The sequence below is a fragment of the Bradyrhizobium sp. CCGE-LA001 genome, from assembly GCF_000296215.2.
In the GTDB taxonomy this organism is placed as follows: Bacteria; Pseudomonadota; Alphaproteobacteria; order Rhizobiales; family Xanthobacteraceae; genus Bradyrhizobium.
The window spans coordinates 3904896-3916531 of sequence record NZ_CP013949.1; the positions used below are offsets into that span (position 1 = coordinate 3904896).

At 61.5% G+C, this 11636-nt stretch carries 12 protein-coding genes; 6 read left to right on the forward strand and 6 right to left on the reverse strand.

What is annotated here, in order from left to right; all coding sequences use genetic code 11:
• The first annotated feature begins 69 nt into the window (after window positions 1-69).
• From prfB to BCCGELA001_RS18040, 5 genes are all read left to right on the forward strand, one after another.
• A protein-coding gene (gene prfB, locus BCCGELA001_RS18020; RefSeq protein ID WP_144441348.1) for a peptide chain release factor 2 occupies window positions 70-1201 on the forward strand; the annotation gives its coding sequence in 2 pieces (ribosomal slippage) (window positions 70-138 and window positions 140-1201; 1131 coding nt in all).
• Window positions 1202-1203: 2 nt separating this feature from the next.
• Window positions 1204-2088 (forward strand): NAD(P)-dependent oxidoreductase, encoded by an 885-nt coding sequence (locus tag BCCGELA001_RS18025; protein WP_060735949.1) that lies wholly within the window; start codon window positions 1204-1206, stop codon window positions 2086-2088.
• A gap of 204 nt (window positions 2089-2292) precedes the next feature.
• Window positions 2293-2895 carry a DUF4337 domain-containing protein gene (locus tag BCCGELA001_RS18030; protein WP_060735950.1) on the forward strand — a complete coding sequence of 201 codons (603 nt, stop codon included), beginning with the start codon at window positions 2293-2295 and terminating at the stop codon, window positions 2893-2895.
• 724 nt (window positions 2896-3619) lie between these two features.
• Window positions 3620-4183, forward strand: coding sequence for a DUF2380 domain-containing protein (locus BCCGELA001_RS18035; protein WP_008564486.1), 564 nt, complete (start codon window positions 3620-3622; stop codon window positions 4181-4183).
• A 223-nt stretch (window positions 4184-4406) separates the two neighbouring features.
• Window positions 4407-5288, forward strand: a complete 882-nt coding sequence (locus tag BCCGELA001_RS18040; RefSeq protein ID WP_060735951.1) for an ABC transporter substrate-binding protein — start codon at window positions 4407-4409, stop codon at window positions 5286-5288.
• 139 nt (window positions 5289-5427) lie between these two features.
• On the opposite strand, the gene BCCGELA001_RS37950 is transcribed toward BCCGELA001_RS18040, so the two are convergent.
• The 4 genes from BCCGELA001_RS37950 to BCCGELA001_RS18060 form a co-directional block, all read right to left on the reverse strand.
• Window positions 5428-5601: a hypothetical protein gene (locus BCCGELA001_RS37950; RefSeq protein WP_158511626.1), complete on the reverse strand. Its 174-nt coding sequence runs from the start codon at window positions 5599-5601 to the stop codon at window positions 5428-5430.
• A gap of 950 nt (window positions 5602-6551) precedes the next feature.
• A complete protein-coding gene (locus BCCGELA001_RS18050) occupies window positions 6552-6824 on the reverse strand; it encodes a hypothetical protein (RefSeq protein WP_008564492.1) in 273 nt (90 codons plus the stop codon).
• A gap of 339 nt (window positions 6825-7163) precedes the next feature.
• On the reverse strand, window positions 7164-8588 hold the full coding sequence (locus tag BCCGELA001_RS18055; RefSeq protein WP_008564494.1) for an APC family permease: 1425 nt from the start codon (window positions 8586-8588) through the stop codon (window positions 7164-7166).
• Window positions 8589-8829: 241 nt separating this feature from the next.
• Window positions 8830-9024, reverse strand: coding sequence for a helix-turn-helix domain-containing protein (locus tag BCCGELA001_RS18060; RefSeq protein WP_144441349.1), 195 nt, complete (start codon window positions 9022-9024; stop codon window positions 8830-8832).
• A gap of 58 nt (window positions 9025-9082) precedes the next feature.
• Between BCCGELA001_RS18060 and BCCGELA001_RS18065 the strand changes: the two genes are divergently transcribed.
• Complete coding sequence (locus BCCGELA001_RS18065) at window positions 9083-9385, forward strand: SDR family oxidoreductase (protein ID WP_236840882.1); 303 nt, start codon at window positions 9083-9085, stop codon at window positions 9383-9385.
• Window positions 9386-9442: 57 nt separating this feature from the next.
• Here BCCGELA001_RS18065 and BCCGELA001_RS18070 read toward each other — a convergent pair whose 3' ends face one another.
• Window positions 9443-10801 (reverse strand): M23 family metallopeptidase, encoded by a 1359-nt coding sequence (locus BCCGELA001_RS18070; protein WP_008564508.1) that lies wholly within the window; start codon window positions 10799-10801, stop codon window positions 9443-9445.
• A 110-nt stretch (window positions 10802-10911) separates the two neighbouring features.
• Window positions 10912-11592 carry a peroxiredoxin gene (locus BCCGELA001_RS18075; protein ID WP_008564510.1) on the reverse strand — a complete coding sequence of 227 codons (681 nt, stop codon included), beginning with the start codon at window positions 11590-11592 and terminating at the stop codon, window positions 10912-10914.
• Window positions 11593-11636 lie beyond the last annotated feature (44 nt).

An 11636-nucleotide genomic window follows, 5' to 3' on the forward strand; every position in this document is an offset into this window, starting at 1 on the left:
CTTTGCAGCCGCCGCCGCTACATCCCCATCTCGAATTGCACGCGGGATTCCGCGAGATCAGAGAACGACATGCGCGCCGAAATCGAACGGTTGGTAGAAGAGATCAAGCAGTCAGTCGGGCTGCTGAGGAGGCATCTTTGACGTCGAGAAATCGACGGCGCGCCTCGCGGAGCTGAACAAGCTCGCAGAAGATCCCAACCTCTGGAACGATCCCCAGAAAGCTCAGAAGCTGATGCAGGAGCGCACCTCGCTCGAGGATTCGCTGTCGGGCATCGGCAAGGTCGAGCAGGAGCTCGAAGACGACATCGGCATGATCGAACTCGGCGAGGCCGAGGGCGATGAAGGTGTCGTCGCCGAGGCCGAAGCTGCGCTGAAGAACCTGAAGAAGGAAGTGGCGCGGCGCGAGCTGGAGGCGCTGCTGTCGGGCGAGGCCGATCGCTTCGATTCCTATCTCGAAGTCCATGCCGGCGCCGGCGGCACCGAGAGCCAGGACTGGGCGCAGATGCTGCTGCGCATGTACACGCGCTGGGCCGAGACGCATGGCTTCAAGGTCGAGTACCTCGAAGAGTCCGAGGGCGAAGAAGCCGGCATCAAGTCGGCAACGATCCAGGTCTCCGGGCACAACGCCTATGGCTGGCTGAAGACCGAAGCCGGCGTGCATCGCCTCGTGCGCATCTCGCCGTTCGATTCCAACGCGCGGCGGCACACCTCGTTTTCGAGCGTGCAGGTATTCCCCGTCATCGACGACAGCATCAAGATCGACATCAAGGAATCCGACGTTCGCGTCGACACCATGCGCTCGGGCGGTGCCGGCGGCCAGCACGTCAATAAGACCGAATCCGCGGTGCGCCTGACGCATATTCCGACCGGCGTTGCCGTGGTCTGCCAGGCCGGCCGCTCCCAGCACAAGAACCGGGCGCAGGCCTGGGACATGCTCCGTGCGCGCCTCTACGAGATCGAGCTGAAGAAGCGCGAGGAGAAGGCCGCCGCCGACCAGGCCGCCAAGACCGATATCGGCTGGGGCCACCAGATCCGCTCCTATGTGCTGCAGCCCTATCAGATGGTGAAGGATCTGCGCACGGGCGTGCAGACCTCCGACACCTCGGGCGTGCTTGGCGGCGATCTCGACGACTTCATGGCCGCGACCCTGGCGCAGCGCGCCTTTGGCACCACGACCGGCGATATCGAGGACGTGGACTGATCATGCCCCGCGTCGCCTTCATCGGGCTTGGGCGGATGGGCCACGGGATGGCCGGTCGCTATCTCGATGCCGGCTTCACGGTGACGGTCTGGAATCGCAGCAAGACCAAGGCGAAAGATCTGATCGCGCGTGGCGCGCTGTGGGCGACCTCGCCGGAGGATGCCGCGATCGATGCCGACGCGGTCGTGACCATGGTCGCCGACGACGAGGCCTCGCGCGCGGTCTGGCTCGGGCTGAACGGTGCGGCCAAGACTGCCAAGGCTGGCACCATCGCGATCGAATGCTCCACCGTCTCCTATGACCACGCCCGCGAGATGGGCCGCGAGCTCAACGCGCGCGGGCTGATCTACATCGATTGCCCCGTCACCGGACTGCCCGATGCGGCCGCGGCCGGGAAGTTGACGCTGCTTGCCGGCGCCGATGCTGCCGACCTCGAACGCGCGCGGCCCTTTCTCGAACCGATCGGCTCGACCATCCGCCATTTCGGCCCGGTCGGGGCCGGCACGGTCTACAAGCTCATCAACAATCTGATGGGCGCGATCCAGATCGCGGGCCTTGCCGAGGGGCTCGCGATCGCCGAGCAGGCCGGGCTCGACATGAAGCTGGTGCTGGAGTCGGTCCAGGCGGGCGTTGCCGCGAGTCCTCAGGTACAGCGGCACTCCAAGCGCATGGTCGCTCGCGATTTCAGCGGCGCGACCTTCACGGCAGCGCTCCGGCACAAGGATGCCGCCTATGCGGTGAAGCTCGCCGAGAGCTTGCTCGCCGGCAAGCCGCTGGTCGCGCGCGCCGCCGTCGAGGCCTACGCGCAGGCGAAGGCGGCGATGCCCGACGACGATGAAGGCAGGATGATCGAGCTGGTGTCGCGACCGAAGAAGCCTGCCTCCTAACTTCGGTCCAGCAACGCAAAGCTGAAGAGAAGCATCCGAACGTTTGCGTAAGCCTTGATCGATGCGCGGGAAGTGCAAATCCTTTCGTATGACCAATCGCGCCTGCCGCATTCTGCGCAAAATCAACGCGCTCGTGCGTCGCGATAGTGACATAACGCAGTTGTTTATCGTGCCTGCCCTTTGGGAGCGAGGAGGAGCCGATCGATGAAAGCCGAAGATGCCGCGGACATGATGGATCAGGAGAGGGAGAACGACCGCTTCAAGCAGCGCGCGGCGGTCGGCATCGCGATTCTGGCGATGCTGCTGGCCATCACCGGGCTTGGCGGCGCCAACGCCGGCAAGGAGGCGACCAACAACAACATCTATGCCGCGAACCACTATGCCTTCTACCAGGCCAAGACCATCCGCCAGACCGACTACAACCTCGCGGCCGACGCGATCGAATTGGGATTCCTGCAGGACGGAAGCCTCAGCGCCGAGGCCAGGGCGGCCCTGAAGGAAAAAGCGGAGGCCTATCGCAAGGCGGCCTCACGCTACGAGTCCGAGCCCGAAACGCAAGAAGGCAAGAAGGAATTGATGGTGCAGGCCAAGGACTACGAGAGCAAGCGCGACCATGCCCTCAAGCAGGATCCCTACTTCGACTATGCTGAAGCTCTTCTGCAGATCGCCATCGTGCTGATCTCGGTCTCGATTGTCGCGACGCTCCCGTGGCTTGCGATCTTCGGCGGCATCATCGGTGCTGCGGGAGGCCTGCTGATGGTCAACGGCTACACACTGGCGATCCAGATACCGTTTCTGGCAGCATAGAGATCCGCGCGGGGTTGGCGGTGCAAGTGCTGTTGGCGCGCTGGTTATTCGGAAAGCGGGGCAAAGGCTCTGGCCATTGAATGGGTCCGCGTGCCCGTAGCGACCTCGCGGCGATGACTGCGGAGCGCCGCTTTTGACCCTAAGCGGACTCTCAGGCTGGCTGAGCCCCCTTGAAGGGAGCGAACGGAAATGTGCGCCGGTTCATAAGTTTAGCGAGATTCACTTGCTTTAATGCGGCTCCGGCCGGGCTCTCGTTAATTCGAAGTGATATTTTAGTATGCTTTTGTATTGGGGGCTTTCATGCGCAAGTTTCCGGGAATCCCGTTTGCGAAACGGTTGAGCGAACTTGCTGCTCAGCTCTCAGAATTGGAAGATCTCCGACTTCAGGTCGAAGAAGCGGAGCGACGCGCTCGCGGCAAGCCCGCAGCGCACGCGACACCTCCCAACCCGCGTCGCCTGCGTTCCCGCCCCTGAAGGGAGCGAACTTGACGGGTCTGCGTTTGGCCCATTTGCGAAGTTGCGCCGCATCCGACAGAGGTCCGCTCACCGGGCTGGAGCGGACCAGATTTACTCAACCTGAGTTCTCGGATTTTGATCCACTGCACACAATAGCGCTGCGCTGCCATGGGCGGCCTGCGTAGCATTACCAAGGATTAATTCCTTCGACAGGAGACGGAAAGAGTCGATCTTCTAAGATGGACTTAGCGGAGGAGATCGAGTCGCCATGCGCCACAGCTCAATCCTGCACGCTGTTACCGCAGCCGGTCTGTTGCTGGGATCATCCAGCCTCATCTCAGGTGCATCCGCCGAGAACGCCGGCCACGCCATGGCTGTCTCGATCGACGATTTCAAATATAGAGACACGTCGAACGAGCCCACCGATCAGACGGCAGTGCATGAGAAACGATTGCGGGCTTTCATGACCGCGCTGCGAGATGACGTCACTGCAGACCGCCGTTTTCAGCTCGTACCGTCCTCCTGCGGAACAAGTTGTCCGACGGATGGACCGGCATTACGCGATCGGCTGCGCGCGGCGTCCCTAGCCGGCGCGCAGATCCTGATCATCGGCGGCTTTCATAAGATGAGCACCCTTGTACAGTTTGCGCAGACTGTTGCCATCGATACAGCCTCCCAGCGTATCGTGTTCCGGAAGTACTTCCAGTTCCGCGACGACAATGACGAGGCATGGCAGCGGGCGGAGCCTTTTGTATCGGGAGAGCTCCGCGACCGTTGCTGGAAAGCAGATCGCGGCAATAGGCTACGCGCGACGCATGTGCATGGCGCCTGAGTCCGGTTATGGCCCTTAGCCCGCCTCTCGCGTGTCGGCCGCTAAGGACCGCTCATGACCCTAAGCCCTAAGCGGACATATCTCAATGTGCTATGCTTGTCCTCTTATGCGCGTCCGGAGGTCTGGCAATGAGACGGCGCGATGTGATCACGCTGGCGATGGGCGCGATTTTGGCGGGACCGCCAAATGCACGAGCGCAGCAGTCCGCTCGAAGGTCTGGCGGTTGGCTTTCCTGAACACCGACTCGTGGGAAAGTGAAGTCCAGCGCGCCCTGTTCGAGGTTTTCAGGAACGAACTGCAGAAGCTCGGCTACACGGACGGCAAAAACCTCGTCATCGAGCGCAGAGCGGCAGAGGGCCGTATAGAGCGGCTCGATCAGCTCGCGAACGAGTTGATCGCCGAAAAGCCAGACGTAGTGGTCGCAGTTGCGACACCTGCGATAGCGGCCGCGCGACGAGCAACCGCAACCATTCCTATTGTGATGTGGGGAGCCGGGGATGCGGTTGCTTTGGGCCTTATCAATAGCTTGGCGCATCCCGGAGGAAACCTTACCGGTGTAGCCACGATGTTCTCCGACACGACCGGCAAGTCACTCGAGCTTCTGCACAGTATCCTTCCCGCAGCAACGCGAGTGGCCGTGCTGGGCTCGCCTATCCCCGCCCGCAAACGACAGTTTGAAGAGACGGAGGCCGCTGCAAAGATATTGGGTCTGGAGACCATCCCCATCTTTACTTTCTCCCGGAATGATCTCGGCCAAGCTTTCGAAAGAATGGTGCAGGAAAAGTGCGATGCACTTCTCGTACTTGCTGCTCCGATCGAGCCGCAAATTGTTTTACTGGCCGCTCGTACGAAGATTCCAGCGGTTTACCAGATCAGCGCCTTCGTGGATTTGGGTGGCCTCGCAAGCTACGGGGCAAGCCTCGCAGTGATGGGCAAGCAAACAGCACAATATACAGCCAAGATATTTCAGGGAGCCAAACCGGCAGAGCTTCCGGTCCAGCAACCTGTAGCCTTCGAGCTTGCCCTGAACCTCAAGACGGCTGCGGCGCTAGGATTGAAAATTCCGGCCGAGGTCATCGGCCGAGCCGACAAGGTGATTGAATAATGACTGCTCCTGGCCCATCGCGGCCGATTACGCGCGACCGAAAATGGCTGCTGTGAGGGGCAGACCGGACCTAACCCGGATCATGCCAAACTGACGCGATTGACTTAAAGCAGCCATGAGGTCGAAAACGCCTATTTGGCTACGCGACTGCGGGCCAGCTTGAAAAATCCCAAACCAACGATGACGAACGCTGGCACGGTCGCCCCGAAAGGATGAAAGTATACGGCCCCGCGTAAGCAACAAGAAGATGAATTTCCCAGCCGACAACCATCAGGGCCAAGATCGACCCCATCACCAGCAGCGTCTGCTTCATACCCTCCAACATGCTGGACATAATAACTTAAAGTGCCCCCCGTGACATGTCGGCGGTCAGCGGTAGACCGGGCCTAACTTAAACCGGGGCATATCGTCACGATTGACCCAAAGCGGACCCAGAGCTTTCTCACTCCGTACTAGGACGCTGTTATTCCGTCCAAGGACCAGCGCACGCCGGCTTCCGATATATTGGTAAACGGTTTTTGCAGCGGCTCTTTTCGTTCCTATAGGTTCGGTTAGTAAAATGACTCGCGCTTTGCACATTTAAGGCGCACAGTTCCGTATCGCAGAGCGGACCTTGGCATTTATCTGCGTGAGAACGCCCGTTTGCGCTCCCGTCAAAAAATGGAGCGCGGCCATGCGGGTCTATCGTCCTATTCCTATGGATCAACAAATCGAGCAGATGCTCGATGTCGTGAAGCAGACGCGCGAGTTGCTGAAGCGGCCGCCGCCTGACACGTTCCTTGGACGCGAGACTTACAGTCCTTTCCCGAAGAATGATCCAGAGAGTAACATAGGCTATTGTAACGAAACGCCATTGCCCCCATCGTCAACTGATGGATGATTCACTGCTTGCTCGCGCTCATCTTGCCATTGAAGAGAGTAAAGCCCTTCAACGAGCAAAGCATGTCTTGCAATCCGAGCAGCTGCGTAGTCGCGAAGCACTGCGTTTAGCCATAGTTGAGAGCGCAATGTGCCGAACGGAAGCGAAGGCATACCGGGAAGATCGGGAATAGATGGATCACTCAGCGAACGCGAAGCGATACCGCGACCAAGCCGAAGAATTTCGAGCTAAGAGTGATCTGATGAAAGACCCGGAGACGAGCGCCCAATACAGCCGGATGGCGGCCGCTTATGACATGTTGGCAGAAGGCCAGGACGACTTGGCTCGGAACAAGAGAGCCAAGTAAAGACGTTCAGAGACGGTTGAGCGGACTTTGGCCGCTCTCATTCGGCCTGTTTTCTTCTTTCGACTGGCCTGATTAGGCGTATGCTGCCTGGGTGGACCTTCGGCTCATTCGGGCACACCTCGCTGAGGCTGAGCGCCATCTTGCGCTGAGCGACAAGCATATTGCCCGGCAAATTGAAATCATCGACAGGCTCGAACGTGCGGGCTGCTCGACCGACCTCGCCCTTGACATTCTTGCCACTTACCGGCTGCTCCGGGCTTCGCATGTTGAGCACTGGGATACAATCCGCAGAGAGCTTCGGAATGTGCATCGCCTTCCTTGATCTATATCAAGCGGTGCACGCCCCCACGCCGGACCATCGGGTCATGCCCGAACCTGTCAAACAGACCGGGGGGTGAGGAAGCCAAGCCATCACGGCTTGACGAGGCCCGGCGTATCATCGAGGAGTATGTCGCCGAGCTGCGCGAGATCATCCAGAAGCTCGGCCGCAAGATGAATCAAAGGCCGGCTCACTTAGACGCCTCTTTCAGCCCACGTTGACTTCCGCTGTTGGCCCGTAGCTGACCTTCACGGCGACGACTGCTCAGGGCCGCTTTTGGACCCCTAGCCGATCCCACCGCGTCGCCAGGATCGCACCACCCGGCTGCAGCTAGTTCACAGGTCCTCGGCCGCCGATCGTCTCCATGTCTGGCTCCTCTGGCCTGACGCCTTGGGCGCGGTTGACCACCGTCGTGATCACCCAGAGCACGACACCGATGGCGATCAAGACCCCCGCGACGCGGTACTGAACCATCGCCCGTCCGGTCCATGGCCCGGCCAGGAATGCGCAGGAGATTGCCCCCAATACCGGCAGGATCGTCGGCGTGCGAAAATGGCCGTGCGCGACGCTATCCTTGCGCAGCACCAAAACCGCGATATTGACCACCGTGAACACGCAGAGCAGCAGCAGCGCGGTCGTTCCACCGAGCGCAGGCACTTCGCCGACGAAGGTGATCAGTGCGAACGCCAGCAGCGTGGTGAAGCCGATCGCGATATAGGGCGTGCGGCGACCCGCATGCACCTTGCCAAGCACCGGCGGCAACACATGCTCGCGGCTCATGCCGTAGACGAGTCGGCTCGCCATCAGCATGTTGATCAGCGCGGAGTTGGCGACCGCAAACATGGTGATGAAGCCGAAGATCCAGACCGGAAAGTTCGGCGCGCCGGCCTGCACCACTTTCAACAGCGGCGTCTCTCCTTCGCCGAGCTGCTCCGGCGGAACCAGCGTAATCGCCGAGATTGAGACCAGCACGTAGATTACGCCCGTGATGAATAGGCCGGCGAGCAGCACTTTTGGAAAATCCCGTGTCGGTTCCTTGCATTCCTCGGCCATGTTAACGGAATCTTCGAAGCCGACCATGGCGAAGAAGGCGAGCGTGGTCGCGGCAATCACCGGCCAGACCAGACCGGTATCGCTCGCCTTAAACTGCATGACACGCGAGACGTCACCCTGGCCAAGGCCGATCGCCCACAGACCGATCAAGATGATGATCAGCAGACCGGTTAGCTCGACGCAAGTCAGAACAACGTTCGCTTTTACACTTTCGCCGACGCCGCGAAAATTGACCGCGGCAACAACCGCCATGAAGACGAGACCAGTCATGGTGATGCCGAACCCCGACAAGCCCAAGCCAAGCGCGTTCGACATGTTTGCAGAGAAAGCTCGAGAGGCAGTGGAAGCGGATGTAATCCCCGAGCACATCACCGCAAACGCAACGATGAACGTTAAAAAATGGATGCCGAACGCCTTGTGGGTGTAGAGCGCGGCGCCTGCGGCCTTCGGATACTTGGTGACGAGTTCGAGATAGCTCAGCGCAGTAATCAGCGCCACGACGAAGGCGACGAGGAACGGCAGCCAGACGACGCCTCCCACCTGGTTGGCCACCTGGCCGGTGAGCGCATAGATTCCGGTGCCGAGAATGTCGCCGACGATGAACAGCAGGAGGAGCCACGGACCCATGACCCGGTGCAGGCTCGGCTCGGCATCGGTGGCAGGTGGAGCAGGTTTCGCGGCATTCAAGGAAAGATCGGTCATCGCGCAGCCTCTCAACGATCTCGCCGCAATGCTGGTACCCGCTGTTGCGACTCACGAGTTCGTCTGGCGTCATTGCCACCACACAGCGTATTGGCTTTCACGCCGCGCGGCCAACACTTATTGTGGAGATGATCGATCTACGATGCCCAGGGGCAAGGCGGCCAAAGCGGTTATCTCGCTGGCAGGTGCAGGGTCAGTGGATGGCTGCTCCCTGCGCGCGGAGCTCGCCAACGTCCGGGCCTCACGCCTCCCCATTCGGGAAGGCACGGTGGAAGGAGGTTGTGTCCTGATAACCGAGCAGGAAGGCGATCTCGTCGATCCCAATCTCGCTTTTGGCAGGCAGCTGCTCACACAGCTCCCGTCTGGCGGCAACCGGGAGAGCGCGGAAGCTATGGCCCTCCACGGTGATCCGGCGCTGCAAGGTCCGTTCGCTCATGTAGCCATCGGCCATCGGCTACAGCAAATCGATCTCCAAGGAGCTCGGACCGAAGGGCGTGCGGGTCAACGTCGTCTCCCCCGGCTGGATCATGACCGAGTCCTCCGTCGACCTGTTGAAACGTCTGCAGGCCGCCAACGGCGGCACGATCAAAGAGGCGCGGCAAGTCGTCCTCGACAGTCTGGGCGGGATTTCCATCGGGCGTGCGGCCGAACCTTATGAGGTCGCCGACGTCATCGCCTACCTGGCTTCGGATCGCGCCGCCTCGATCCACGGCGCTGAGTTTGTCATCGACGGCGGCATCGTCCCGCCGTCTGATCAAAGGGACCAGTTCACGCTTGGCCGAGCTGGCCTGGCGTGAACAGAGGCATTGTACGCGGATGGGCTTAGCGCGGGCCGCTTGGGCGCTAGCAATGCGCTAGCCTGCGCTCAGTCGCACGCCGGCGCGCAGGAATTTCTGCGGATCGACGGCTTCGCCCTCGATGCGCGTCTCGTAGTGCAGATGCGGGCCCGTGGAGCGGCCGGTCGAACCGACGAGACCGATCACCTGGCCGATCTTCACGACCTCGCCGACCTTGACGTTGATCTCGGAGAGATGGCCGTAGCGGGTCGAAAGCCCATTGCCGTGATCGACCTCGACCAAGCGGCCGTAGCCGCCGGACCAGCCGGCCGAGACCACCTTGCCGTAGGCCGTGACGCGGACGGGATCGCCGGTGGCGGCGCGGAAGTCGAGCCCGGTATGCATCGCGGGCCGGCCGAGGAAGGGATCGCTGCGCACGCCGAACCCGGACGTGAACTCGACCTCGCCGATGACCGGCTTGCGATAGGGCACCAGCGCCAGCGTGCGATTGAGACGGTCGAGCTCGGCGCGGGTGACGTTGATGCGATTGAGCTGCTTCTCGAAGGGGCCGGCATTGGCCGTCAGCTTGACGGGAACGAAGGGCCCGCCCATCGCGCTGCGCGGAACGGCGGATTCGAGATGGGCGAGGTTGAGGCCGAGATCGCTGACGACGCCGCGCATCCGGCGCATGCGCGAATCCATGCCTTCCTCGACGGCGTTGAGCGCTGCCATCTGGCGCCGCTCGACCTGGTCGAGCGACGTCGTGAGCCGCACCAGGACATTGTCGAAGCCCTGGTTCTTGGCAGATTGGCTGGTCGGGGGCGCTGCGACGGTCGGCGCGCGCGATTCGAGCCGCGCTTCGCGATCCGGCGGCGCCACGAAGATCACGGTGTCGCTGATCGGCGACGGCTTCGGTATGCCCTGCGTCTGGCCAGCGTCGCCGCGCTGCTGTGCCGCGCGCGGGATTGATCCGGTCACGTCAGGCATGGCGCCGAGCGCCGTGGCCCGGGACTCCAGCGCCGTCTGGCGCTTCATGATCTGATCGAGCTTCTGGTCGAACTGTTCCTGGTCGAGCAGCTGCCGGCTGGTGGCGCGGTCGACCCGGGCGCGCAGCTCGGCGATGCGGTCTTCATAGGCGTATTGCATCTCGGCCTGACGGGCCACCAGGCGGGTCAGGACGTCGTCGCGGAAGGCGAAATAGGTGGCCGTCGCGATCGACCACAGCCCGAGCAGCACGACCGTGCCGACCACGATCCAGAACACCACAGGCCCGAAGCGGACCTGCTTGCCGGCATGGACGATGGTGTAGGCGTCGTCGGCTGCGGGAAGGGGAATTGCGACCGGCGCTGGGGCGGCAGCGCGGCGTTGGAAGGCCCGTCCGTGGTCGTGAGGATGATGTTGGGGGTACTGCGAGTATTGGGCAGAACTTTTCGACATCGGCACTCCCGCGCCGGTCGGATCAGTCCGGACGGCCTAATTGCCGCAGCAATCTGGGCCGCTCATGGTTAATTTTCCGGAAACGGGAACGGCCGAATTCGAGGGATTGGTTAAAGGCTTCTTGCCGCTTCCAGCACCTCTTCGGCGTGTCCGTCGACCCGCACATTGCGCCAGATCCTGGCCACCTTGCCATCGCTTCCAACCAGCACCGTAGTGCGAAGAATGCCAAGGAAGCTCTTGCCGTACATGGACTTTTCGCCCCAGGCGCCATAGGCCTCCAGCATCGCATGGGTCTCATCCGAGACGAGGGGAATGCCGAGCTTGTGCTTGTCGCGGAACTTCTCCTGGGCCTTTAACGGATCAGCGGAGATGCCGAGCACTTTGGTGCCGGCGGCAGCGAAGGCGTCTGCCAGGCGGGTGAAGTCGATGGCTTCCCTGGTGCAGCCGGGTGTGTCGGCGCGGGGATAGAAGAACAGGACCAGCTTCTGTCCGGCAAGGTCCGCCAGCGTGACTACGCTGCCGCCGTCGCGGGGCAGGCGGAAGGCGGGCGCCCTCTGGCCCTCCGTCAGGGTAGGCTTTGCCGCCGCAGGCGATTTGGAAGGATTTAACTGTTTCGATGCGGCCTTATGTGATCCTGCTTTTGCTATCGTCGCGGTTGATTTGCTTGCCGGCGTCCGCTGTGTTTTCGCGGACCGTGTTTGAGTCGCTGCCCGGGTTTTCCCGGCCTTCTTCTTAGCCGTCGGACTGCCGGAGGGCGTTTTGGACGATTTCTTTCGGGATTTCTTGGACATACGCCTTCCTTTCGTCGCTTTCGGCAGGTCAACCAAAGCGGTAT